The 24,065-nt window shown below is 69.9% G+C and carries 17 protein-coding genes; 6 read left to right on the forward strand and 11 right to left on the reverse strand.

What is annotated here, in order from left to right:
* Positions 1-26: 26 nt before the first annotated feature.
* The 4 genes from gltB (at position 27) to WME82_RS27675 (ending at position 7,642) form a co-directional block, all read left to right on the forward strand.
* The gene (gene gltB / locus WME82_RS27660) at positions 27-4,634 is read left to right on the forward strand and encodes a glutamate synthase large subunit (RefSeq protein WP_438037734.1); all 4,608 of its coding nucleotides are present in this window, start codon (positions 27-29) and stop codon (positions 4,632-4,634) included.
* On the forward strand, positions 4,627-6,066 hold the full coding sequence (locus WME82_RS27665; protein WP_438037735.1) for a glutamate synthase subunit beta: 1,440 nt from the start codon (positions 4,627-4,629) through the stop codon (positions 6,064-6,066). Before gltB ends, WME82_RS27665 begins: the two co-directional genes overlap by 8 nt.
* 9 nt (positions 6,067-6,075) lie before the next feature.
* Positions 6,076-7,071, forward strand: coding sequence for an MDR/zinc-dependent alcohol dehydrogenase-like family protein (locus tag WME82_RS27670; protein ID WP_438037736.1), 996 nt, complete (start codon positions 6,076-6,078; stop codon positions 7,069-7,071).
* A 160-nt stretch (positions 7,072-7,231) separates the two neighbouring features.
* A complete protein-coding gene (locus WME82_RS27675) occupies positions 7,232-7,642 on the forward strand; it encodes a hypothetical protein (protein WP_437739484.1) in 411 nt (136 codons plus the stop codon).
* A 106-nt stretch (positions 7,643-7,748) separates the two neighbouring features.
* Here WME82_RS27675 and WME82_RS27680 read toward each other — a convergent pair whose 3' ends face one another.
* Together WME82_RS27680 and WME82_RS27685 are read right to left on the reverse strand one after the other, a co-directional pair.
* Positions 7,749-9,053 carry a GRAS family protein gene (locus WME82_RS27680; protein WP_437739485.1) on the reverse strand — a complete coding sequence of 435 codons (1,305 nt, stop codon included), beginning with the start codon at positions 9,051-9,053 and terminating at the stop codon, positions 7,749-7,751.
* A gap of 961 nt (positions 9,054-10,014) precedes the next feature.
* The gene (locus WME82_RS27685) at positions 10,015-11,403 is read right to left on the reverse strand and encodes a sigma 54-interacting transcriptional regulator (protein ID WP_437739486.1); all 1,389 of its coding nucleotides are present in this window, start codon (positions 11,401-11,403) and stop codon (positions 10,015-10,017) included.
* A 206-nt stretch (positions 11,404-11,609) separates the two neighbouring features.
* Here WME82_RS27685 and WME82_RS27690 point away from each other — a divergent pair, with 206 nt between their 5' ends.
* A complete protein-coding gene (locus WME82_RS27690; protein ID WP_044965784.1) occupies positions 11,610-12,257 on the forward strand; it encodes a hypothetical protein in 648 nt (215 codons plus the stop codon).
* A gap of 128 nt (positions 12,258-12,385) precedes the next feature.
* On the opposite strand, the gene WME82_RS27695 is transcribed toward WME82_RS27690, so the two are convergent.
* The 7 genes from WME82_RS27695 to WME82_RS27725 form a co-directional block, all read right to left on the reverse strand.
* On the reverse strand, positions 12,386-13,792 hold the full coding sequence (locus tag WME82_RS27695; RefSeq protein ID WP_438037737.1) for a hypothetical protein: 1,407 nt from the start codon (positions 13,790-13,792) through the stop codon (positions 12,386-12,388).
* Between the two features lie 101 nt (positions 13,793-13,893).
* The gene (locus tag WME82_RS27700) at positions 13,894-16,830 is read right to left on the reverse strand and encodes a carboxypeptidase regulatory-like domain-containing protein (protein WP_438037738.1); all 2,937 of its coding nucleotides are present in this window, start codon (positions 16,828-16,830) and stop codon (positions 13,894-13,896) included.
* A 192-nt stretch (positions 16,831-17,022) separates the two neighbouring features.
* Positions 17,023-17,454 carry an ExbD/TolR family protein gene (locus WME82_RS27705; RefSeq protein ID WP_438044941.1) on the reverse strand — a complete coding sequence of 144 codons (432 nt, stop codon included), beginning with the start codon at positions 17,452-17,454 and terminating at the stop codon, positions 17,023-17,025.
* 10 nt (positions 17,455-17,464) lie between these two features.
* Positions 17,465-17,926: an ExbD/TolR family protein gene (locus tag WME82_RS27710; RefSeq protein WP_437739490.1), complete on the reverse strand. Its 462-nt coding sequence runs from the start codon at positions 17,924-17,926 to the stop codon at positions 17,465-17,467.
* Complete coding sequence (locus WME82_RS27715) at positions 17,877-18,587, reverse strand: MotA/TolQ/ExbB proton channel family protein (protein WP_437739491.1); 711 nt, start codon at positions 18,585-18,587, stop codon at positions 17,877-17,879. The genes WME82_RS27710 and WME82_RS27715 overlap by 50 nt, the downstream gene beginning before the upstream one ends.
* Positions 18,588-18,644: 57 nt before the next feature.
* Positions 18,645-19,412, reverse strand: a complete 768-nt coding sequence (locus WME82_RS27720) for an energy transducer TonB (protein WP_437911542.1) — start codon at positions 19,410-19,412, stop codon at positions 18,645-18,647.
* 177 nt (positions 19,413-19,589) lie between these two features.
* Positions 19,590-20,297 carry a response regulator gene (locus WME82_RS27725; protein ID WP_437911543.1) on the reverse strand — a complete coding sequence of 236 codons (708 nt, stop codon included), beginning with the start codon at positions 20,295-20,297 and terminating at the stop codon, positions 19,590-19,592.
* A 256-nt stretch (positions 20,298-20,553) separates the two neighbouring features.
* On the opposite strand from WME82_RS27725, the gene WME82_RS27730 reads away from it, so the two are divergent.
* Positions 20,554-21,135 (forward strand): serine O-acetyltransferase, encoded by a 582-nt coding sequence (locus WME82_RS27730; protein ID WP_437739493.1) that lies wholly within the window; start codon positions 20,554-20,556, stop codon positions 21,133-21,135.
* A 149-nt stretch (positions 21,136-21,284) separates the two neighbouring features.
* Here WME82_RS27730 and WME82_RS27735 read toward each other — a convergent pair whose 3' ends face one another.
* Together WME82_RS27735 and WME82_RS27740 are read right to left on the reverse strand one after the other, a co-directional pair.
* Positions 21,285-22,829: a PrsW family glutamic-type intramembrane protease gene (locus WME82_RS27735; protein WP_438037739.1), complete on the reverse strand. Its 1,545-nt coding sequence runs from the start codon at positions 22,827-22,829 to the stop codon at positions 21,285-21,287.
* A gap of 480 nt (positions 22,830-23,309) precedes the next feature.
* Complete coding sequence (locus WME82_RS27740) at positions 23,310-24,008, reverse strand: LolA family protein (RefSeq protein ID WP_438037740.1); 699 nt, start codon at positions 24,006-24,008, stop codon at positions 23,310-23,312.
* Between the last annotated feature and the right edge of the window lie 57 nt (positions 24,009-24,065).

Here is a 24,065-nt window from a genome sequence, read left to right on the forward strand (position 1 = left end):
TGCTACGCGCGTGTGAAGTCAGCACCATGCCTCTGCCCCAACGACAAGGTCTTTACGATCCGGCTTTCGAACACGACGCATGCGGTCTCGGATTCGTCGCCACGCTCCGCCGTGAAGCGACGCACGAGGTCGTTTGCCAAGCGCTCGAGATCCTCGAAAATCTAACCCATCGCGGCGCCGCTGGCTGCGACCCCTGCACCGGCGATGGCGCGGGCGTCCTCCTCCAGATCCCGCACGAGCTGTACGCCACGTCCCTGGCCGCCCTTGGCATCGCGCTGCCTGCTCCCGGCGACTACGCCGTCGCGACGGCGTTCTTCTCCCAGCTCCCGTCGCGGCGCCGCCAGTGCGAGGCGATCCTCGAGGCCGCGGTCGTGCACCACGGACAGCGCGTCCTCGGCTGGCGCGACGTCCCCATCGACGACGCGGCGCTCGGCCCGATCGCGCGCGACTCGCGCCCGGCGATCCGCCAGCTGTTCATCGGCAGGGTCGCGCCTCGCCAGTCCTTCGAGCAGGTCCTGTATGCGATCCGCAAGCGCGCCGGCCGCGCCGCCAACGCCGACGACTTCTACATCACGTCGTGCTCGTCGCGGACGGTCGTCTACAAGGGCCTGATGCTCGCGGAGCAGGTCGCGGCGTTCTACCCCGATCTGTCCGACAAGCGCACCGTGTCGCGGCTCGCGATGGTGCACTCGCGCTTCTCCACGAACACCTTCCCCACGTGGGAGCGCGCGCACCCGTACCGGGTCATCGCGCACAACGGCGAGATCAACACCGTGCGCGGCAACACCGCGTGGATGTCGGCGCGCGAGGCGCTGCTGAAGAGCGATGTCTTCGCGAACGCGATCGAGGACTTCAAGCCGATCATCCGCCCGGGCGGCTCCGACTCGTCCGCGCTCGACAACGTGGTCGACTTCCTGCTCGCGAGCGGCCGCTCGCTGCCCCACGTGATGATGATGCTCGTGCCCGAGGCCTGGGCGCTCGACCCGGACATGTCGGCCGAGAAGAAGGCGTTCTACGAGTACCACGGCTGTCTGATCGAGCCCTGGGACGGCCCCGCGGCGCTGTGCTTCACGGACGGACGGCTGATCGGCGCGACGCTCGACCGGAACGGGCTGCGCCCCGCGAAGTACGTCGTGACGAGCGACGGGCTCGTCGTGCTCGCGAGCGAGTTCGGCGTCCTCGACATCGAGCCGGCGCGCGTGATCCAGAAGGGGCGCCTCCAGCCGGGCAAGATGTTCCTCGTCGACACGACCGAGGGTCGCGTCGTCAGCGACGACGAGATCAAGCGCCGCGTCGCGACGCAGAAGCCCTACGCGGCGTGGGTCGCCGAGAACAAGATCGATCTGCGCGCCCTCGAGGACGTGCCGAGCCTCTACACCATCCCGCACGCGGACCTCCGGGGCCTGCAGCAGGCGTTCGGCTACACCGAGGAGGACCTGCGGATGATCCTCGGGCCGATGGCCACCCTCGGCGAGGAGCCGGTGGGCTCGATGGGCATCGACATCCCGCTCGCCGTGCTCTCCGAGAAGCCCCAGCTGCTCTTCCGCTACTTCAAGCAGCTGTTCGCGCAGGTCACGAACCCGCCGATCGACCCGCTCCGCGAGGAGATCGTGATGTCGCTCGTGAGCTGCGTCGGCGGCGAGGGCAACCTCCTCGAGGAGACGCCCCGCCAGTGCCGGATGCTCGAGCTGCCGCACCCGATCCTCACGCAGGACGACCTGTCGAAGCTGCGGAAGAACGTCTTCCCCGACTTCCGCGCGGCCACGCTGCCCATGTATTTCCCGGTCGACGGCGACCCGGAGGACAACCTGCGCGCCGCGATCGCGAAGCTCTGCAAGGACGCGAGCCGCGCGATCGCCGACGGCGCGAGCATCCTCATCCTCAGCGACCGCGGCATCGACGAGACGCTCGCCCCCATCCCGAGCCTGCTCGCGGTGGGCGCCGTGCACCACCACCTCATCAACGAGGGGGCGCGCACGCGCGCGGGCATCATCGTCGAGACCGGCGAGGCCCGCGAGGTCGGCCACATGGCGCTGCTCATCGGCTACGGCGCCGGCGCGGTGAACCCGTACCTCGCGTTCGAGTCGATCGCGGCGATGTGCCGCGACAAGACCCTCGGCGCCGACCTCTCGCCGACCGCGGCGGGCTCGCGCTACGTGAAGGGGCTCAAGAAGGGCATCCTGAAGATCATGTCGAAGATGGGGATCAGCGCGCTCTCCAGCTACCAGGGCGCGCAGATCTTCGAGGCGATCGGCATCGATCAGCTCGTCATCGACGCGTACTTCACCGGCACGGCGTCGCGCGTCCGCGGCGTCGGGCTGCGCGAGATCGCGGAGGAGGCGCTCGCGCGCCACCACGCGGCGTACGGCGAGCGGGCGCGCGCGCACCTCGACGTCGGCGGCCACCACCACTTCCGCGTGTCCGGCGAGCGGCACCTCTGGACGCCGCAGTCGATCGCGTCGCTCCAGCGGGCGGTCCGCCTCGACGACGCGAAGAGCTACGCCGAGTACGCCTCCGTCATCAACGAGCAGCAGGAGCACCCGATGTCGCTCCGCGGGCTGTGGGACTTCAGGCCCGCGGGCCCGCCGGTGCCGATCGAGGAGGTCGAGCCCGCCGCCTCGATCGTGAAGCGCTTCGCCACGGGCGCCATGTCCTTCGGGAGCATCTCGAAGGAGGCGCACGAGACGCTCGCGATCGCGATGAACCGGATCGGCGCGCGGTCGAACACCGGCGAGGGCGGCGAGGACCCGGTGCGCTTCCTCCGGCTGCCGAACGGCGACTCGAAGCGGAGCGCGGTGAAGCAGGTCGCCTCGGCGCGGTTCGGCGTCACGGCCGAGTACCTCGTGAACGCCGACGAGCTGCAGATCAAGATGGCGCAGGGGGCCAAGCCCGGCGAGGGCGGCCAGCTCCCGGGCCACAAGGTCGACTCGGTGATCGCGAAGGTGCGCCACTCGACGCCCGGCGTGACGCTGATCTCGCCGCCGCCGCACCACGACATCTACTCGATCGAGGATCTCGCCCAGCTCATCTTCGACCTGAAGAACATCAACTCGAAGGCGCGCATCAGCGTGAAGCTCGTCGCCGAGGCGGGCGTCGGCACCATCGCCGCGGGCGTCGTGAAGGCGCACGCCGACGTGGTGCTGATCAGCGGCGACTCGGGCGGCACCGGCGCCTCCCCGCTCACGTCGATCCACCACGCGGGCGTCGCGTGGGAGCTCGGCCTCGCCGAGGCGCACCAGGTGCTCGTGATGAACGGGCTCCGCGGCCGCGCCATCGTGCAGACCGACGGCAAGCTGATGACGGGCCGCGACGTCGCGTTCGCCGCGCTGCTCGGCGCCGAGGAGTTCGGCTTCTCCACGGCGCCGCTCGTCGCGACGGGCTGCATCATGATGCGCAAGTGCCACCTGAACACCTGCCCGGTCGGCATCGCCACGCAGGACCCCGAGCTTCGCAAGAAGTTCACGGGCGCGCCGGAGCACGTCATCAACTTCTTCTTCTACGTGGCCGAGGAGCTCCGGCAGATCATGGCGCGCCTGGGCTTCCGCACGCTGACCGAGATGGTCGGGCGCTCCGACTGCATCGTGCAGCGGAGCACCGGGCTCCACCCGAAGGCGAGGAAGATCGACTGCTCCGAGGTGCTGTACCGCCCGAAGGAGGCGCTCACGAGCCCGACCCACTGCGTGGAGCTGCAGGACCACAAGCTCGACCGGGTGCTCGACCTCAAGCTGATCGAGAAGGCGCGCGCGACGATCGACGGCGGGGCGCCCGTCGTCATCGAGACCCGCGTCAAGAACTCGGATCGGACGCTCGGCGCGATGCTGAGCGGCGAGATCGCGCGCCGCCACGGCAGCGCCGGGCTCCCCGAGGACAGCATCGTGGTCAAGTGCGCCGGCAGCGCCGGCCAGAGCTTCGGCGCCTTCGCCTCGCGAGGCATGACCCTCGAGCTCGAAGGCGACGCGAACGACTACGTCGGCAAGGGCCTCTCGGGCGGCGTGGTCGCGGTGCGACCGCCGCGCGAGGCGCCGTTCCGGCCGGACGATCAGGTCATCGTGGGCAACGTCGTGCTGTACGGCGCGACGGGCGGCCGCGCGTTCTTCAACGGCCGCGCCGGCGAGCGCTTCGCGGTCCGGAACAGCGGGGCCACCACCGTCGTCGAGGGCGTGGGCGACCACGGCTGCGAGTACATGACGGGCGGCACCGTGATCATCCTCGGCACCACCGGCCGCAACTTCGGGGCCGGCATGAGCGGCGGTCTCGCCTACGTCTTCGACGAGGACGCGCTCTTCGAGGCGCGCTGCAACAAGGAGATGGTGCAGCTCGAGACGATGACCGCCGCCGACGCCGAGTCGGTGCGGGCGCTGCTCGAGGAGCACGTGCGGCGCACGGGCAGCCGGAAGGCGATCGAGCTGCTCGAGTCCTGGCAGGCCGTCCTGTCGAAGTTCGTGAAGGTCGTCCCGAGCGAGTACCGCCGCGCCTTGGAGGCCGCGGCGTCACCCGCGACGAACGGAGCGGACGGGTCCGACAGGCTCGTGTCTCTCCTTTCTCCTTCCACCCCCTATGTTTCCACTGGACGTTACATCCCCGCCAACGCGGGTCCCCTGAGCACGGGAGAGAGGTCGGCCGCCCATGGGTAAGGTACGAGGCTTCCTCGAGATCCAGAGGGTCGACATCAAGAAGCGGCCCGTCTCCGAGCGTTTGAACGACTGGCAGGAGTTCGAGCTCCCGGTCCCCGACGCCGAGCTGCGCGATCAGGCAGCGCGGTGCATGGACTGCGGCATCCCGTTCTGTCACGACGGATGTCCGCTCGGGAACCTGATCCCCGACTGGAACGATCACATGTTCCGCGATCGCCTCCCGGAGGCGATCGCGTCGCTCGACGCGACGAACAACTTCCCCGAGTTCACCGGGCGCGTGTGCCCCGCGCCTTGCGAGGCGGGGTGCGTGCTGAACATCGAGAACAAGCCGGTCACCATCAAGAACGTCGAGCGGGCGATCGCGGATCGCGCGTTCGACCGGAACCTGGTGGCGCCGGTCATCGCGAAGCAGCGCACGGGCAAGAAGGTCGCGGTGATCGGCTCGGGGCCCGCCGGGCTCGCTGCTGCCCAGCAGCTCGCGCGCAAGGGCCACGACGTGACGCTCTTCGAGCGTGACGACCGCATCGGCGGCCTGCTCCGGTACGGCATCCCCGACTTCAAGATGGAGAAGCACCTCATCGACCGGCGCATGGAGCAGATGCAGGCCGAGGGGGTGACGTTCCGCACGGGCGTCCATTGCGGCGTCGACATCACCGGCGACGCCCTGCGCGAGCAGTACGACGCCGTCGTGCTGTGCGGCGGGGCGCGCCGGCCGCGCGACCTGCCGGTGCCCGGCCGGGAGCTGAAGGGCGTCCATTTCGCGATGGATTTCCTGACCCAGCAGAACAAGCGGGTCGCCGGCGACGTGATCCCCGACAGCGAGGCGATCTTCGCCACGGACAAGCGGGTGGTCGTCATCGGCGGCGGCGACACCGGCTCCGACTGCGTCGGCACGAGCCACCGCCACCGCGCGGCGCACGTGACGCAGCTCGAGCTCCTCCCCCGCCCCCCCGAGCAGCGCTCGCTGACGAACCCGTGGCCCGCGTGGCCGCTCATCCTCCGCACGTCCTCCTCGCACGAGGAGGGCGGCGAGCGCGACTGGTCGGTATCGACCACCGCGTTCCTCGGGGACGAGCAAGGGCACGTCCGCGCGCTCCAGGCGGCGCGGGTGAAGCTGGAAGGCGGGAAGTTCGTGCCCGTCCCGGGGAGCGAGTTCGAGATCCCGTGCGAGCTCGTCCTGCTCGCGATGGGCTTCGTCGGCTCCGAGCGCGAGGGGCTGCTCGAGCAGCTCGGCGTCGAGATGGACCAGCGCGGCAACGTGAAGGCCCACGGCGGGCGCACCAGCGTGGAGGGCGTCTTCGCCGCCGGCGACATGTCGCGCGGACAGAGCCTCGTCGTCTGGGCCATCGCCGAAGGGCGCAAGGCAGCGGACGCGGTCGACGCGTACCTGATGCAGCCGGCGAAGCGCCGGTTGGCGCTCGCGGCGGGCTAGAGCTCGACCGTGCGAGCGCTGGTCTGGGACGGAACGGCCGCGCGCGTCATCGACCGCGACCCCCCCTCGACCACGGCCGGCATGGCCGTGGTCGAGGTGCGGTGCGCCGGGATCTGCAACACGGATCTCGAGATCATCAAAGGTTACATGGGCTTCCGCGGCACGCTCGGGCACGAGTTCGTCGGCGACGTCGTGGAGGGCCCGGCCGCCTGGCTCGGCCGCCGCGTGGTGGGCGAGATCAACTTCGCGTGCGGCCGCTGCGAGAGCTGCGCGCGCGGGCTGGGCAGGCACTGCCCGACGCGCACGGTCATGGGCATCGTCGGCGCCGACGGCGCGCTGGCGGAGCGCGTCGCGGTGCCCGTGGCGAACCTCCACGCCGTGGCCGACGGGGTCGACGACGAGGAGGCGGTGTTCGCGGAGCCGCTCGCGGCGGCGTTCGCGATCCTGGAGCAGGTGCGTGTGTCGCCGGGCGCGTCGGCGCTCGTGTTCGGCGACGGGAAGCTCGGCCTGCTCATCGCGCAGGTGCTCCACCAGGCTGGCGCCCGCGTCCTCGCGGTCGGCAAACACGAGGAGAAGCTCGCCCTGATGCGCGCGCAGGGCATCGCGACCGAGCTCGTTCGCCCGGAGCCCTCGGGCCAGACCGACGCCGGTGCCTCGCCGCCTCCGTGCGCCTGGGCCGGAGATCCGGCCGAGCTGGTGGTCGAGGCCACCGGCACCGCCGAGGGGTTCGTGAGGGCCGCCCGCGCGACCCGGCCCAGGGGCACGCTCGTGCTCAAGAGCACGGTGGCCGGGCTCTCCAGCGTCCACCTCGCGGAGCTCGTCATCAACGAGATCACCGTCGTTGGGTCGCGCTGCGGGCTGTTCGGGCCAGCGCTGCGCGCCCTCGAGGCCCGGACCGTCGACGTCCGCTCCCTCGTGTCGGCGCGGCTCCCGCTGGAGCGCGCCGCAGAGGCGCTGGCGGCCGCTGCGGCGCCCGGCGCCCTCAAGGTGCTCGTCACCTGCTGAGCTCGATGAGCTCGCCGCTCGCTGACTGTCAGCTGCTCGTCCGGGTGGCCTGCGGCCAGCGCGGCATGTTCGCCAGGCGCATTGTGTGAGAATTTCTCGCGGCTGACCGGAATAGATCCTCATAGGGAGCCGCAGACCGCGCCCCCGATCAGGAGCTGCGATGAGCGCGAAGGACAGCCCACACCACGACGACCGCCGAGAGGACGCGCACAACGAGGCCCGGCAAGCCAGGGAGAGCTGGGAGCAGCAGCGGCTACGAGAGCTCGACCTCGTCGGCATTGAAGAGGATGCGTCGACGTTTTGCCTTCATTGTCGCCGTGAGCTGCTGGGGCAGCTCGCACGGGCCCAGGCGCGCGGCTCGGTGTTGTTCGAGCTCGTCAGGCGCGAAGGGCTGAGCCCTCTTCCCCTCCACGACCCCCGGTCCGCGGCCGAGGGCGGTCACACGCCGGGGTACCGGCGTGACCTCTGGGAAACCGCAATGCACAAGCGCCGCGCCCTGTGGCTCCCCCTCGCGTGCCTCGCGCTCGGCGCGCTGGTGCTCTGGGTGGCATTCGTCCTCCTGAGGCGCTGAGGGCGAGGAGCCGCTCGCGTCCGGATGTGATCCGGACAGGGAAGCGGTTGTTGGTAGAGGGGCGCAGATTCGTGCGTTATGGGCTCACCTGCGCTGTGCGGCGCTCCTAGCGGCGGAACAGCCCCGACATGAACCGCGATGGCGGCGGGAGCTGCCGCGGACGCCACGCCGACGCGGCCACGATGGACACGCCGTTGCGCATGAGCAGGAGCGCGGGCTCGTCGCTCCGGACGTCGAACCCCTGGCTCAGGCGGAGCGCTCCGCGGACCAGCGACTCGTGCGGCGAGACGCGGAGCGGCTCGAAGCCGTTCATGCGGAGGCGGCGCTGCCAGGCGCCCCGGCGCTCGTGCCGCTCGACCCGCGCGGCCCCCTCGCCCACCACCACGTTCATCACCTCCTGCCCGAAGAAGACCTGCTCGATGGTCTCGCGCGCGGCGATGTGCGGCGGGAGCAGCGCCTCGAGCGCCTGGAATACCGCGTAGTAGTGGCCGATCGCCTCCGACAGCCGCGGGAGGAACTGGTGCGCGTTGTGCTCCACATCCGGCTCGACGAGCGTCAGCACGCGCGGCGACAGCGCGCGGATCCTCGTGAGGATGGTGTCGCGGTTCGCGGTGGCGTGCACCGAGGCATCCGGCACGTGGTGCAATGCGAACGCCGCATTGACCGCGATGGGCGCCGTGGAGCGGGACGCGATACGGCTCCAGTCGACGCGCTCCACCGAGGACGCGACGCCGTGGAACTCGAAGGGGACCTTCAGCCGCTCCGCCCACCCCCCGATGAACGCGCCCGCCCAGCGCAGCCGCTGCTCGGGATCGGGGCCCCGGCACGGCAGGTCGATGCCGGTCAGCCGGACCCGCGGCGGGCCGCCGGGCCGCGTCGCCAGCCGGTGTAGCAGGAATGGCCACTGCGTACCGCCGCCAACGCCGATGTCGATGACATGGATCTCCCCTTCGTCCTGGAACGCCTCGACGATGGCCGCGTTCGCGCTGAGGTAGCCGAACCGGATGAGCGGCGTCGCGTGAACGAGCAGCTGAAACGCCGCGAGCATGTCCCGCGGCCCGGCGCTGCGCAGGTACAGATTCCCGTCGCCGGAGCGATCTCCGTCCAGGCGGGCGAGCAGCGCCCGGCCAAACACGCCAGAGATGCGCTCGGACGCGTCCCCCGTATCGGGCTCGGCCCGCAGGATGCCCTCGATGAGGGCCCTCGCGCGCTCGCTATCCCCTGCCTCGATCGCCTCGCCCGCCGCCAGGAGGCGGCTCAGGAACGGGCGGCGACGCGAGTGGGTTTGGCGGGTCCCCGAGCTCGGCTGCTGCCCTGGGCTGGACGCGGTCGAGCTGGTGGGCCCCTCGATGTGCGCTCGTAGGCTAAGAGGCGCCTCTTCGGCCGATACGTGTCTACGGATCGCGTTCATGGTGTCCAGGGCTGTTCAACCAGGCAGCCCGCCGTCCTGGCTGGGCTCTCCGCGGGCAGCCGATTTCAGGCGAGAACGCATGACGTCGACCACCTCGCAGGAGCCAGGGGTTTCAATGTTTGCAGATGTCGCTGAGGGAGAGCCCGACGACGAGCAAGGGGCAGGCGCTCGGCGGCCGCGCGCCCGCGGCAAGGCCGCGAAGCGCGGCGCCCGCCCGTGACGCGACGGGGCCTGAGCTCGCAGGGAGACCCGACAGACAACTCTCTGTACATCGATGAAGCCGCCCGCCCGGTCAAGTCCAAGATCGTCATTGTGCGTCGCGCCCCCGTCCTCGTGTTCCGCGCGCCGTCCGAGCCTGTCTTCTGGCGACAAACGTAGGCACTCGTAGGCGTCCCGCGAGGCGCGCGTGATCGCGCCGCAGGCGGAAGCCCCGCCGGCCCCGGCGCGCGCGGATCGCGAGGAGCGCGGCCTCGATGACGCAGGCCGCGCGCGACGCACGTGCCACAGCACACTTCACCGATGGTCTCTTCAGGGCGCATCGTGGGCTCCGACCTGGCGAGCACGCGCCGGACTCGTTGAGTTGACCGTGGTCGTGACAGCACCTCGCTGGAGACGGGGCTTACACACCACATTACAACCCGCATAATCAGCTCTGTAAAGTCCCTATACATGGGCGTTCGGTCGATCGAGCCCACGTTGCGTCGCCAGATGAAGGCAACCCTGCGACGATCGGGCGCTCCTTCGCCCGAGAAACAGCGCCGCGAAGGCCTTCAGGCCTTCGAAAGGAGCAGAGCGTTTGCTGGAGGTGATGTATGGAACGACCGCCCCCTCGGCCTCAGCAGCCTACGCCGGGAGTGACTTCGTCATCGCAACGCAGCCGGAAGACGAGCGCTCTCCGGCGACGCGGCGGCACCATTGACGCACTCCTGCACCTGTGCATGCGACGGCGGGCGCCAGCGGTTCAGTCGTTATCGGACAGGTCGCTTCCCTCGGCGAAGTGGGAGCGATCGACGCCATTCTTCTCGAGCCAGCGTCGAATTCGATTCCTGTGCACTCCGAGCCTGATGGCCGCGCGAGACACATTGCCTCGCTCGAGGCGAAGCGCCTCGGCGATCTCATCTTCGGGCGGCGCCTGTCCTGCGCGCGCCGGTCGAACATCGCTCGCCGTCGGCCGGGCCTGCGGCTCGATCGACTCCGGGCTCAGCCCGACGCCGGCGAGCGGATCCAGATCCTTGGCCTCGACCGTGCGCCGCCCCTCGTCGAGCGCGCGCGTCACGGCGCGCCGCGCCTCGCCGACGAACTCGCGCAGATTCCCCGGCCATCGGCGCATCGCGCACGCGATGATCATCGAATGATGAATCGCCGGCGGCGCGCTTTGAGCGGCCGCGCCGACCGCCTTTGCGCATTGCGCCAGCAGCCACGGGATCTCCTCGGTCCGCTCGCGGAGGGGCGGGAGCCGGACCTCGGGCCGGCCGATACGGTAGTAGAGATCATCCCGGAAGCGGCCCTGGGCGACGCGGGCGCGGAGGTCGTGTGTCGCCGCGCAGATCCGGATCTGCACCGGGCGAGGCGCGACCGCGCCGAGCTCGAGGACCTGCCGGGTGTCGATCGTCCGCAGCAGCTTCGCCTGGACGGCCGCGTCGAGCTCCGCCACCTCGTCGAGGAAGAGCGTGCCTCCGTGGGCGGCCTGCACATAGCCGTCGGTGTCGTGCGTCGCGCCGGAGTAAGCGCCGCGCCTGGCGCCGAAGAGGAGCCGCTCCGCCAGGCCCTCCGGGATGGCCGCGCAGTTGACGGCGACGAATGGGCCGCGCGCCTGCGGCCCCGCCTCGTGATAGGCGCGCGCCGCGAGCTCTTTGCCCGTGCCGCTCTCGCCCGTCACGAGGAGGCTGTCTCCCCCGGCCGCGGCGCGGATGATCGTGTCGTAAATCAGCTGCAGCCTCGGCCCGAGGACGCTCTCCTTTTCGAGGCGCACGCCCCCGCGCGCGAAGCTCCGGATGTCGCTGAGCGCGAGGAACACCGACGTCCCCGCGCCGACGACCTGGATCGCGTCCCGCCGCACCTCGCCGCGGATCGTCTCGCCGTTGACCGACGTCCCGTTGGTGCTGCCGAGGTCCTCCACGGTCCAGGCGCCGCCGTCGTACGCGATGCGGGCGTGTCGCCGCGACATGAGCGAGTCGTCCATGAGCGGCACGCCGCCGACGCCTCCGCGACCCACCACCACGGAGCCACGATCCAGCGGGATGGGAGCGCAGCGCGGCTGATCCCCCGAGAAGATCAGGACGATGCCGGGAACAGGCTCGGCGACCGAGGGCTCCGGTGCAACCGAGACGCGGACGGTGGAGTGGTCCATCGGGCGCAATCTTACCCGTTGAAGAACCTGGCCGGCCAGTGGCCGGCCATCCCAACGGCCTGCAAAGGCTCTCCGGGCAGAACTCCCAGCAAATCCAGGTCGCCCCGTTCGCCAGGTTCGGCACAAGTTGTGCTTGTTCCCTCGGCATGGTGGCCTCTGCAAGAGCTCGCATCCATCGGGACCGGGGGGCTGCCCTCGAGGTGAACATGGGATCCGGCCGCAACATCGAGGAGGCGAGCCGCCGCTCGTCCCGGCGTCTGCACACATCCCGCACCCTGCCGAGCCTCCCCACCCACCCCGGTCTCCAGAGCGTCAGCGGCCTCCGCGGCGCTCTCGAGTTCCTGGAGTGGCCGGCGTCCGAGTGGACGCCCAAGGACCTCCAGGACTGGTTCGTGGACCACCTCGTGACCCCGGGCCTGATGAAGCGCCCCCAGATCGTGCGCGAGCCCGGCGCGACGCCCGTCATGCTCGATCCCCGGGCCGACGGCGGCAGCAACCTCGAGGAGCTCATCCACAAGGCCCGCGGGCGCGTCATCACGGCCCTCCGGGGGCTGATCGCGCCCGTCGCCGACGATCGGTTCCTGAACGCGGCGATCTACGGGGGCAGGGTCCGCCGGGCCGCGGTCGGCGGCCGTCCCGTCTGGGTCGCCTCGCCGCGCGAGATCGACTTCCTCGGCGACATTGTGCTCAGCTTGCTCGCCGCCGACATCCTGCTCGACCGGGAGTTCTATCGCGCACACCTGTGCATCTGCGAGGTGTGCGGAAGGGTGTCATTCAAGGAGACCGCGGACGCGCGAGGCGTATGCAGCGAGCATCGCAGCAGTGTGTCCGGGTTTACGCCGCGGGTGCGCTGAGCGCCTGCGGCGGAGTCGTGACGCCAGAGACGATAAAGGCCGGCTGAAGAGCCGGCCTTCGTCATTTCTCTCGCCACGGATCCCGTCCGCCCGCCGCATCGCGGAGGGCCGGCGCGGACGGCGCCGCGTCAGTTCGCGTCGAACGAGACCCAGGCGCCCGTCGCCCAGGTGTCATCGGCCTTGAAGGCGCCGATGTAGCTCGCCTCCGGGTCGAAGAAGCCGTCATCCGGCGGGGTCGCCGCGTTCTCGGTGAGCGTGGCCTCAGGCCGGAAGTCGGGCGTGGCGGCGAAGCAGTCGGCGAGCCCGGGATCCTCGGTGCTGTTGGTCGCCTCGCCCTCGAACCACGCGACCTCGTCCGCGCCAGCGTCGTCGTCGTCGTCGAGCTTCGACTCGGTCGCCGCCTCGGTGTCGGTCTCTTCGTAGGCGATGTTCGCCTCGATGTTGCCGAAGAAGATCGAGCTCGCGAGCTCGACCTCGGTGAGCTCGTTCCGGAGATCCACCCCCGCCTCGAAGCCGGTGACGATGGTGTTGAAGATGTGGGCCTTCGTCGAGCGGCGGAGCAGCATGCCGTACTGCTGCTTGTCGACTTCCTTGTTCTTGCCGCACAGGGTCGCGTTGTAGATCGTCGGTTCGCTGAGGGGCGTGTTGGCCGACGAGTCGGCGTCGTTGTCGCCCTCGAAGCCGTTCGTCTCGTCGGCGACGGACGGGTCCTGCTGGAGCGCGAGGAACTGGAGCTTGCCGGTATAGCCGAGGTCAAAGTCGAAGCCGTCGTCGCCGTTCTGCGCACAGATGAGGTGCTTCGCGTTGACGGTGCCGCCGAAGAACTCGAAGCAATCGTCGAGCGTGTGGTGCACCATCACGTGATCGACGGTCGTCCCGGAGCCCACGCCGGCGAAGGTGAGGCCGTTGACCTCGTTGTCCTGGGAGAGGAGGATCCCGCTGTACTCGATGCGCACGTACTCGAGGACACCGCTGTTGTCCGCGGGCTTGTCGCCGCCGTACTCCGTGCCTTCGCCGGTGATGCCCTCGACGCTGGCCTTGCCGCCTTCGACGTTGACGGGCGCCTCGCCGAGCAGGATGACGCCGCCCCAGTCGCCGGCGGCGCGATCGCCCTCCTCGCCCTGGCTCGTGAACACGATGGGCTTGCTCGCCGTGCCCTTGGCGTTGATCTTGGCGCCGGGCTTCACGACGAGCGTGGCGAGGCTCACCTTCTCGCCCATGATCGTCGTGCCGGGCTCGATGGTCAGGGTCGCGCCGCGCTCGACGAAGACGATCCCCTTCATGAGGTAGCACTTGTCGGCGGTCCACTTCGCGCTGGCGGTGATCGCCTCGCTGACCTCCACCGGGGAGGAGCAATCGGCGCTGACGTCGCCACCACCGCCGCCGTCGCCACCGCCGCCGCCGTCGCCACCGCCACCGTCACCGCCGCTGGCGGAGCTGCTCGCGGACGAGGTGCTTGTCGAGGTCGGGGAGACCGAGTCGTCATCGCCGCACGCGGCGAACGCCGCGACGGAGAGCGCCGAGGCGCAAACCAAGCCCAATCTGAATGTACGCAATTTATTCTACCTCCTCCCCCAACATGGCGCATGTAGGAAAACTCGTGACGAGCGCGGCGTGACGATTCAATGGCAGGTGCTCAGTAGGTGAGCGCTGCGCTCAACGTCACAGTCGTCCCGACGCTGTACTGGCTGGCGATCTTGTCCTCATCACCGTCGCTCCCCTTGGTGACGCGGACGGGCGCATCGATGAGGTTCTCGCCGGCCAGCTTCACCTCGACGTGCTCGCCGAGGCGCTGCGCCACGGTCAGATCGATCTGGTGCCGCGGCTGCTCGTACTCGTCCGCCAGCCCCTTGCGACCCACCCGCTTGAGACGGGCGCCGAACACGTTGTAGAGGAGCCGGGCGCTCGTGCCGGTCGACTCGCTGGCGTAATCAAGCCCCAGGTTCACCACGAAGGGGGATTGCCCCTGGAGCGGGTGCGTCGGGGTGCTCTCGATGGTGACCCCTCCCTCGTTGTCATCGGGATCGATCGTCACTTCCGACTGCACGAACGTGAGGTTTCCGAGGGCCGTGACCTCCTTCAGGAGCGGGGTGACGAAGCCCAGGCCCTTCCTGAGCTCGAGTTCGACCCCGGCGACGTGACCGGCCTCTGCGTTCACGTAGCTGAGCCTGCCCCTGCCGCCGTTCGGGAAGATGATCTCCTCGATCGGATCCTGGAAGTGCTTGTAAAAGACGCTGACCGCGGCGACCTCGCCCGCCGTCGGGAAGATCTCGAAACGGAGATCGGCGTTCACGATGCTCGTCCGCCCGAGCTCCGGATTGCCTTCCACCTCCATCCCGCTGTATCCCTCCTGATACAAAGTAGGGCTGAGCTCGCGGAGCTGGGGCCGAGCCAGCGTCTTGGACACGCCTAGCCTGACATTCGAGATCGAGCTCGCCTTGACGATAATGTTGGCCGCAGGCAGGAGATCGACCTTATCGCTCTCGGCCTTTTTCTCGGGGCTCGCAGGGGAGTACCTGTCGAACGCCCTCAGCGACAGCGTGGAGGCCTCGATCCGGGCGCCGAGCACCGCGCGGAGCCATCGTGTGATGGCGGCGTCGGTCATCACGTAGCCTGCATAGAGATCGCTGTTCGCCGTGTAGGAGTCGGTCTCGCGCGTGATCTCCTCCAGCTCGAGCGCCGTGCCGATGTTCTCGTCCGAGAACAGCTGGCCCGGCTCCTGGCGCAGGATCGTCGAGTCCGAACCCGGGCTCTGCTTGAACCGGAACCGGCGCGAGTTGAACTCGCGCTCTCGAAGGTTGAACAGACCGCCCAGCTTCACCCGGGTCGGGGTGTCCCCACGGACGAGAGGCTGGGTATAGGAGAGCTGCCCGCCGTAGTTCACGTCGGTCATGTCGCTGAAGAAGTGGGCGCCGCTCAGCGTGCCCTCGTCCCACGAGAAGGCTCCGCTGGTGTCGTCCCGGATGTAGACGGTCTCCCGCGTATCGGGCTCGTCCGAGGACGCGTGGGAGATGGACGCCTTCCAGTCGAGGGTGCCGCCGTCCAGCGCGCCGATGCGGTGCTCTCCCTGGAGCTGACCCAAGGTGAGGGCCCGGGAGATGAACCGCTGCAGCGTGTCGCGAAACGCGCTGCCGCCATCCAGAGGGTTCCCGCTGATCTCGCTGGCCAGGTCTTCCGACGAGCGGCTGTGGAGTCCGGTGATCGTCACCTTGTGGTTCTGATCCGGGTTGTAGGTGACGCTGGCGAAGGTGCCCCACGACACCTGGTCACGGATGCTTCCGGTGCTGGTGTCGACGTCGGGTACGGGCTCGCCGCCCAGAGGATGGGGCAGGAAGGTTCTCGTGCGCTCTTCGGAGCGCGGAGCGAACTTCCGGCCATAGCTCAGGGTGGCGATGTAACCGAGGCGCTGCTCACCGCCGAGCTTCAGGGTGTCGCCGACGACCAAGCTGCCGCTCCCGTTCGGCGGGGTGAACGACCGCGTCGTCACCATCGATGAGTTGATCGCCCGCCCATAGGCCGCCATCTCGCCCCGTGTGATGGTGCCGCCACCCGGCTTGGAGCCGAGCCGCACCACCTTGTACTCGGGGATCTCGCTGGGGAGCGCGCGTGCGCCGCCGTCGATCCCGAGCCAGTCGGTGCCCGATCCGACGTAGGTCAGGCGATCGCGGAACGTCGCCTGGCTGTTCAGCCCGAGCGACAGCGATGCCTGAAAGAGGAACTTCGTCGGGAGCTCGCGCGTGTTGATCTGGACCGAGCCGCCCGCGAAGTCGCCGGGGAGATCGGGCGTGAACGTCTTGACGACGGTGATGTCGCTGAGGACCAGCGACGGAAAGAGGTCCAGCGGGACGGCCTGCCGGTCGGGCTCGGGGCTCGGCAGCGGGGCGCCGTTCAGGAGCGCGTTCGTGTAGCGCTCTCCCAGGCCGCGGACGTAGACGTACCTGTTGTCGACCACGGTCGCGCCGACGATGCGCTTCGCGGCCTCGGCGGCGTTGCGATCGGGTGTCTTCGCGATCTCCTTCGCGCCGACCGCGTCGCCCACGTGGGCCGCGTTCTTCCGGATGAGCAGCTGCGCCGCGACGCTCGCCCGCTCCGGCTCGAACTCGACCTCGATGACCTCCTCTGTCTGCTGATCGGGATCGAGGCCGACATCGACGTGGACCACCTGCCCGGCGGTCACACGTACGTCCTGCACGCGCTGCGGCTTGTGCGCCTCGTACCAGACTCGCAGCTGATGGGTGCCCGGCGGGAGCTCCAGGCGATACCGCCCGTCGAGGTCCGCGATCGCCTTGAGCTTCGTCCCCACGACGGACACCTGGGCGTCGAGCAATGGCTCTTTCGTGGCGGTGTCCGTGACGACGCCCCACACCACGCCTTTCCCCGCGGGCGGCGGGCGCGACGGGCTCGGCTCGTCGAGCCCCGCGACGTCCTCCGCCGCAGGACCGCCGGCCTGAGGCGCCGCGCCGTCTGGCTGCGGCGCGGCGGCTCCGGGGTCGCCCTGCGCGAGGGCCGTGGCCCCCCAGCAAAGCGGTGTCACCAGCGCTGCGACTACCCCCGAGATCCTTCTGCGACTCATGCACCTGTCCCTTCGCGCGCTCCGAGCCCGGGCGCGACTCTCGATTCGATGGCCGGGCGCACGCGCGCCCGTCTGATGAGGAGAGCTGCGGGCCAACTCGCGCCCTCTCCCGTCCCGTGCACCCCGCCGCGCTCGAGCGCGGCGGCGGCTCCCGCGCGCCTCGACTTCACCTCTTCGGGCCTCTGCCCTGGCTCAGCGCGCGGGCTTCTCCGTCAGGACGGCGATCGTCTTGGCCCCGCCCATGCGCGCGGCGTCCATGGCCTCCACGGCGACCGCGTAGACGGCCTCGTCATCCGCGTCGAAATAAAGAACGTTGTCCGAGCGCGCCGCGAAGATGCGCGCGAGCCGCTCCTTCAGCTCGCCGCGCTGCACCTCGGCCTGATTGATGCGGAGGACGCCGCGCCGATCCACCGTGAGCACCACGGGCTTGTCGGCGTCGATGGGAGGCGGCGCGAGCTTCGCGGTGTCGTCCTTCTTGGGCAGGTTCAGCCAGAACTGCTTGGCGAGCAGCGGTGTCACGACCATGAAGATGATGAGGAGCACGAGCACCACGTCGACGAGCGGCGTCACGTTCATGCTCGGCGCGACACCGCCCCTCTTGCCTCCGCCCTGCGGAACGCTCATTCCCACGGCGCTATCCCTCCTCCGGCTCCGCGGACGCCCCGCCGCCCCGCTGGCTCACCTGCAGCGAGATCCCGGCGAACCCGACCTCCTGGCACAGCGCGAAGGCCTCCCGCACGCGGCCGTACCTCACCGAGGAGTCGCCCTTGATGACCACCCGGCGCTCCGGCTCGGCGGCGCGGATGGCCCGCAGCCTCTCGCCGAGCGCGCCGAGGTCGGCGACAGCCTCCTTCTCGAGGAACACTGTGCCCGCGCCGGTGATCGTCACGTAGATCGGATCGAGCTTCGATTTCGCCTTCGGATCCGGCTGAAACACCGCCGGGAGCTCGACCCGCTCGCCGTGCTCCATCTGGGGCGCGATCACCATGAAGATGATGAGGAGCACGAGCACCACGTCGACGAGCGGCGTGACGTTGATCTCCGGCTCAGGCGGCTGCTGCCGACCCGAGCGACCGCTCTCCGCTCGAACGCCCATGTTCGTTCTCCATCTCGTCGATGAGCTCACCCGCGCTGCGCTCGAGCGCGAGCTCCACCGCAGCGATACGGGTGGTGAGGTAGTTGAAGCAAAGCACCGCCGGGATGGCGACCGCGAGCCCGAGCGCGGTGACGATGAGCGCTTCGGAGATGCCGGCGCTCACGGCGCCGAGGCCGCCCGAGCCGGTCGAGGCGATGGTCTGGAAGGCGGTGATGATGCCGATGACGGTGCCGAGCAGCCCGACGAACGGGGCCACCGAGCCGACCGTCGCGAGCACAGAGAGGCCGCGGCGCAGGTCGGCGGAGATCGCCTCCCGGCGCCGAGACACCTCGCGGCGCGCGAGCTCCACCGGCGGCACGCCGCCCTCGCCGGCCTCGACGGCGCGCTGGAAGCGGCGCACGGCCGCACCGACGAGCCGGGCGAGCGCGGAGCGTCCATAGCCGTCGGCGATCGAGACGAGCCGCGCGGTGTCCCAGGCCTCCATCACGGGGCGCGCCTCCCTCGCGAAGCGCCGGGTCTCCGACGCCTGACGCGCGAGCGCGATGAGCCGCTCCACCACGACGGCGACGCTCGCCAGCGCCATGAGCACGAGGGCGAACGCGACGAGCTTGCTCAAAAGCCCCATGGTCGCCCAGATGTGCCCGAGATCAAACTGCATCATGGTTAACCTCCTTCGTTCCTCGGGCGAGAGGCCGCGTCCGCGGCCGCGCGCTCGACGTCATCTCTTCGCCTTGAACGGGATCCGGACCGTCTTGAAGGTCGACACCGGCCTCCCCTCGTGGATCGCCGGCCGGTAGCGCCACGTCTTCACCGTCGCGAGCACCACGTCGTTGAACAGCGGATGGCCGCGGACGATGGTGACGTTCGTGACCTCGCCGGTCTCGGTCACCACGAACCTGACGACCACGGTGGCCTCTATCCCCGCGCTCCGCGCCGCCTCGGGGATGGGAGGGAGGGAATTGGAGAGCGCGACAGGCGGCGTGGCGTTCTCGGGGAGGTGAATCGGCCCTTTCGGCTGCGGAGGCGGCGGCGGTGGCGGAGGCGCGGGCGCAGCCACGGCGGCCGTCCCCGTGCCGCCGGGGACCCCGCCGGGCACGCCGCCCGGTACGCCTCCCGGCTCTCCGTAGGTGTCGTCGTCGCTCGCCTTGGCCTGGCTCGGGTCCGCCTCCGCCGGCGCCTCGCTGGGCACGGCGGTCGGCGCGACGAGCGCCGGGCGCCGGGGCGCCGCGGGGCGAGGCGCCGGAGCCTCCGCCGCCGGCGGCGGGGGCGCGGGCGCCGGGGCGACGGGGGGCGCCTCGGGGAGCTGGGTGGCGAGCTTGACCTCGACGACCTCCTCCTCGGGCGGAGGAGGCGCGATCGCGCCGCTCAGGCGGGCAGCGGCGAGCGTGATGGCCGCGAACAGCAGGAGCCCTGCCGCAACCCCGATCGCGAGGCGCTTTGCCCGCTCAGGATCGGCCTCCCCTGCATTCCACGTTTCAAGGTACATCGAGGCTCCCGGCACACGTTGGCGACAACACCAGAGCTCCACCTGACCTCATGAGAGGGACCGGCAGGCTTCAACAATGTCGCCCATCATGTGAATCACCGTCTGCACGGTACACTGGCTGCCGTTGCGGCCCGGTGACGGTGGGGCAACGATTGTCGTGCTCGCCCGGCAGGGCGCTCAGGCGCTGCGGCTCTCGGGGAGGTCGGGCGAAGCGGCGAATCGATAACCGATACCGCGGACGGTCTGGATATAATCGCCGGCGCGGCGCAGCTTGTCGCGAAGCCGCTTGACGTGGGTATCCACGGTCCTCGTCGTGATGCTCACGTCGATGCCCCAGACGCCGTCGAGGAGCGCGGTGCGCGTCTGCACGCGCTCGCGCGCCTCGTACAGCGCGACGAGGAGCTTGAACTCGAGGAGCGTCAGCTCGACCTCCTCGCGCTCGACCCACACGCGGTGAGCGCCCTCGTCGATCCGCAGGCACCCGAACTCGATGCTCCGCTCCCCGTCCCCGGAGGACTTCGCGCGGCGGAGCACGGCTTGCACGCGCAGCACGAGCTCCCGCACGCTGAACGGTTTGACGACGTAGTCGACGGCGCCGAGCTCGAAGCCGACGATGCGGTCGACCTCGTCCCCGCGCGCCGACACGATCATCACGGGGATCCGCTGGGTGCCATCGCTCTGCTGGAGAGCACGGCACACCTCGGTCCCCGGGATGTCGGGCAGCATGAGATCGAGCAAGACGAGATCGGGCCGCTGGTCCGTGGCCAGCCGGACCCCCTCACCGCCCTGCCCCGCGAGGAGCACCTCATGCCCGGCTTGCCTGAGGTTGTAATCGAGCACCTTCTGGAGCGCCGGCTCGTCCTCGATGACTAAAATCCGCGCCATGGTGAAGAGCGCGTGTACCCGAGCGATGTGACGGAGCGATGACCGGATGGCAACAGGGCGGTGCGGCGCCGAAAAGACCGCACGGGCACGCAGGCGCGGCGGACGCACGACGGGATGTAGCAGGGGAGCGCAGGCGCGGCGAAGGTCACGCAGGCGCGGCGCGGCGCGGCGCGATGAGACGAGACGAGACGAGGTGCCCCGCGGGCGCGCGGCGAAAGGTCGCACGGGCGGGGCGAGATGCGCTAGGCTCGTCGGGATGCTGCGGACTTTGCGACTCATCGCGGCCGACGTGCGCCAGAAGGCCACATGGTGCTACGGCAGCGATCCACTGCCGACACTCCTGAAGACGCTGGCGACCGACGGCACGGCGGCGATGGTCCTCTACAGGTTCACGCAGGCCGCGCGAGCCCACCGGATGCCGGTGCTCGAGATGGTGCTCAACAAGGCGACCAACCTGGCCGGCGGCTGCGTGATCGGGCGCGGCGCGGACTTCGGGCCCGGGTTCGTGCTCATCCACTCGAACGGCGTTGTCATCAATGGCAACGTCCGAGGCGGATCGAACGTGCTCATCGAGCACCAGGTGACCATCGGCGCCGATCGGCGGCAGACACCGGTGCTCGGGAGCGACCTTTTCATCGGCGCGGGGGCGAAGATCGTCGGCGGGGTCACGGTTGGTGACGGCGCCAGGATCGGCGCCAATGCCGTGGTCGTGCACGATGTCGCGCCGAACACCACGGTCGTGGGCATCCCCGCGAAGCCCGTGCAGCGGCGCGAGGACCGCGCCGCCCAGCCCGCCGCGCGCCCAGCCGCGGACGGGACCAACACCTCGCAGAGCTGACCGCCGCCACGCCGGATCGAGGGTTCCAGAGCGGCGGTCACCCGCACAGGAGACGGGTCCAGATCGGCGTTTTCGGCGCGGAAGCGCACTCACGTGCGCTGAGCACCGAAAACGTCGAGATGGGCCCGTATCCGCGGGTGACCGCCGCTCTACCGGGGAGCCCGGGCGAGGAGCTCTTGCCTGAGCTCCGCGATCTCTTGCCGGAGCGGGCCGATGAAATCAGCGCTCAGGGTGCGGTTCCGGCCCTGCAGCGCGCGCGCCGTGTGCCACTTGCTGAGCGCGAGCCGCGCGCCGGCGCGGATGAAGCTCCGCCCCGTGGCGCCGCGCCAGCCCAGGGTGCACCGGAGCCGGCCGATCGGCGAGCAGACGAGCTCGAGCTCGTCCTGGGTGAGCATGCCGAGCGCGACCTCGTCGCGCAGATGATCCCGGATCACCCAGCCCTTGCGGATCACGAGCGCCACGATGATCCCGAAGAACGACGCGACGAAGCACAACCAGAGCAGGAGCCACGGCATGAAGATGTCCCCCATCGCGCGCCCCAGGGCGGTGGGGAGGAAGTTCCACACCGCGTGCAGCGCGACGCCGAGCAGGTAGCCGCCGATCGGGGCCGCCGCGCGCACCCACGTCTTTGACGACTCCCGGGCGAGCCCGAAGCCGATGCCGGTCATCGACGTGAACAGCGGGTGGAGCCAGGGCGTGAAGACGCCCCGCAGGACGAACGTGCCGGCGAGAACGTCGCTGCCCTGCATCGAGGCGCGCGCGTAATAGAGCACGTTCTCCACCGCGGCGAAGCCGAGCGCGCAGAACGTGGCGTAGATGATGCCGTCGACGATCCCATCGAACTCCCGGCGCAGGAAGTAGAAGAAGCCGAACACGCCGAGCCCCTTGAAGAGCTCCTCTGCGAACGGCGCGCTGACCGATGCGCTGACGAGCTCGCCGGCCGGCTCGCCGAAGTTGCTCGAGACGCCGATGTGGACGCCCGTGTTGATCAGGATCGAGAAGCCGGTCGCCGCGAGCGCGCCCCAGAGGAACGCCATCAGCAGGCACCACCACGGCTCGGGATCGTACCGATCGATGATCATCGGGACGAACAGGTAGAGGACGAGCGGCGGGAACGCGAAGAGCGCCCCGACGAGCATGGCGCTCAGCATGCTCCCCCCGGACTCGATGACGCCGAGGAGCGTGAAGAGCACGTTGAGGACCGCGCCCGCGATGAGGCCGATGGCCCACAGCCACAGCCCGGCGATGCGCAGCCGCCGGTCCGGGTCGAACCTCCGAACGGCCGCCGGGTAGCCTGCGTGGTGATCCGCGTATGCGTGACCCTGCTGCCCCCGCGCGTAGCCCTGGGGTGCCAGCGGGTACGCGTGGCCCTGCGGCCCCTGCGAATACGCGTGGCCCTGCGGCCCCTGCGCATAGCCTTGCGGCCCCTGCGCATAGCCTTGCGGCCCCTGCGCATAGCCTTGCGGCCCCTGCGCATAGCCTTGCGGCCCCTGCGCATAGCCCTGCGGCCCCTGCGCATAGCCCTGCGGCCCCTGCGGATACGCGTGCCCCTGCTGATACGCGTGCCCCTGCGGTCCGTGCGTATAGCCCTGCGGATACGCGTGCCCCTGCCCGTAGCCCTGCGCTGGCTGCGCGTGCGCGTACCCCTGCGGCGCCTGCCCGTGGCCCTGCTGCCCGTGCGGCGGTTGCCCCATGGTGCTCTGCCCAGCACCTTGCGCCGGATACCCCGAAGGGCCCTGCCCGCCCCCCTGCGCGCGCTCGCTCAAGCGCTCCGCCGGCCGGGGTTGTTGCGGCACGCCGGGGGAATCGGGACGATGTCCGTGGGGATTGTGCATGGATCGAGCGCTCTCGCGAAAGCCTCGTGACAGCGGTGACCGTTCAGCCGAGGCGAATCCCCGCCGCGCGCGTGGAGCCGAAAGCAGCGGTGACGATCCGCGCCGGGCGACGCCAGCCTCGGAGCTGTCGCTCACGCCCGTGGGATCGAAGTATCACGGAATATTTCTACCACGGCAGGGACGCGCCGGGCATATATCCCAGCAGCTTCGCCACGGCGCGCTGCCGGCGAGGAGCGCGGAGGCTGTGACGCTCCGCTTCCACGGGTTCCACGAGCTGTCGGGGGTCGGCGGGGTAACGCGGCAGCGGCTCCTCCGCGCCGGGAACGTGGCGGGAGAACGTCAGGGGCGGACGACGCGCGTGCCCGGTGGAGGCGTGAAATCGAACTCGGCCTTCCCGACCGGCTGATTCACGACCGGCGACGAGAAATCGAACCGGTTCCGGTTGCCCTGCGCGTCGAGGATCAGCACGCGGCGGACCTGGTTGGTCTGCCCGTCCACGTAGAGGAGCATCTTCTGATACGCAGGGGTCGCCTCCTTCGGCGTCCCCTCGAGGACATAGCCGCCCTCGAACTTCATCTGCGCAGGATCGAGCAGGCGCAGCGAGAAATCCTTCGTGAGCTGCCCCTTGCCCATCAAGAACGCGAGCGCCGCCGGATACTGAGAGCCCTTCACCTGGGTCTCGAACATCTGCTCGTTGTCCTTCTCGTAGACCTTGATCGTGATGCCGTCGGAGACGACGCGGTTTCCGTTCGGCGCGTCGTAGATCCAGCTCATCTTGCCCGGCTTCTCGAAGGTCACCTTGCCGGTGGAGACCTTCTTCACGTCCTGGACCTTGATCGTGTAGGTCTGGGTGAAGCTCGCCTTGAAGGTCTTCGTGGAGTCGTAGAACTGCTGGACGCGCCTGCCGAGCTCTTCGGCGGTGGGACCCGCGGCCTGGGACTCGCCGGCGGTCGCGAGCGTCGCGAGCACGACCGTGAGGGGCGCCGTCAGCCCGATGAGGCACGCGGCGACGAGGCGGTTGAGTGAGGTTCGCGTCATCCTTCCCGATCTCCTTTGATGTCCAGAGGCGTCTCGCCCCCGCTCGTCGGCGGCGGG

The organism is Sorangium sp. So ce128 (genome assembly GCF_051525245.1).
In the GTDB taxonomy this organism is placed as follows: domain Bacteria; phylum Myxococcota_A; class Polyangia; order Polyangiales; family Polyangiaceae; genus Sorangium; species Sorangium cellulosum_B.

What these genes read in the sequence shown, in the direction of transcription:
- gltB (WP_438037734.1), top strand. Translation starts at nt 27, where the DNA reads ATGCCTCTGCCCCAACGACAAGGTCTTTACGATCCGGCTTTCGAACAC.
- WME82_RS27665 (WP_438037735.1), top strand. Translation starts at nt 4,627, where the DNA reads ATGGGTAAGGTACGAGGCTTCCTCGAGATCCAGAGGGTCGACATCAAG.
- WME82_RS27675 (WP_437739484.1), top strand. Translation starts at nt 7,232, where the DNA reads ATGAGCGCGAAGGACAGCCCACACCACGACGACCGCCGAGAGGACGCG.
- WME82_RS27680 (WP_437739485.1), bottom strand. Translation starts at nt 9,053, where the DNA reads ATGAACGCGATCCGTAGACACGTATCGGCCGAAGAGGCGCCTCTTAGC.
- WME82_RS27685 (WP_437739486.1), bottom strand. Translation starts at nt 11,403, where the DNA reads ATGGACCACTCCACCGTCCGCGTCTCGGTTGCACCGGAGCCCTCGGTC.
- WME82_RS27690 (WP_044965784.1), top strand. Translation starts at nt 11,610, where the DNA reads ATGGGATCCGGCCGCAACATCGAGGAGGCGAGCCGCCGCTCGTCCCGG.
- WME82_RS27700 (WP_438037738.1), bottom strand. Translation starts at nt 16,830, where the DNA reads ATGAGTCGCAGAAGGATCTCGGGGGTAGTCGCAGCGCTGGTGACACCG.
- WME82_RS27705 (WP_438044941.1), bottom strand. Translation starts at nt 17,454, where the DNA reads ATGAGCGTTCCGCAGGGCGGAGGCAAGAGGGGCGGTGTCGCGCCGAGC.
- WME82_RS27710 (WP_437739490.1), bottom strand. Translation starts at nt 17,926, where the DNA reads ATGGGCGTTCGAGCGGAGAGCGGTCGCTCGGGTCGGCAGCAGCCGCCT.
- WME82_RS27715 (WP_437739491.1), bottom strand. Translation starts at nt 18,587, where the DNA reads ATGATGCAGTTTGATCTCGGGCACATCTGGGCGACCATGGGGCTTTTG.
- WME82_RS27720 (WP_437911542.1), bottom strand. Translation starts at nt 19,412, where the DNA reads ATGTACCTTGAAACGTGGAATGCAGGGGAGGCCGATCCTGAGCGGGCA.
- WME82_RS27725 (WP_437911543.1), bottom strand. Translation starts at nt 20,297, where the DNA reads ATGGCGCGGATTTTAGTCATCGAGGACGAGCCGGCGCTCCAGAAGGTG.
- WME82_RS27730 (WP_437739493.1), top strand. Translation starts at nt 20,554, where the DNA reads ATGCTGCGGACTTTGCGACTCATCGCGGCCGACGTGCGCCAGAAGGCC.
- WME82_RS27735 (WP_438037739.1), bottom strand. Translation starts at nt 22,829, where the DNA reads ATGGGGCAACCGCCGCACGGGCAGCAGGGCCACGGGCAGGCGCCGCAG.
- WME82_RS27740 (WP_438037740.1), bottom strand. Translation starts at nt 24,008, where the DNA reads ATGACGCGAACCTCACTCAACCGCCTCGTCGCCGCGTGCCTCATCGGG.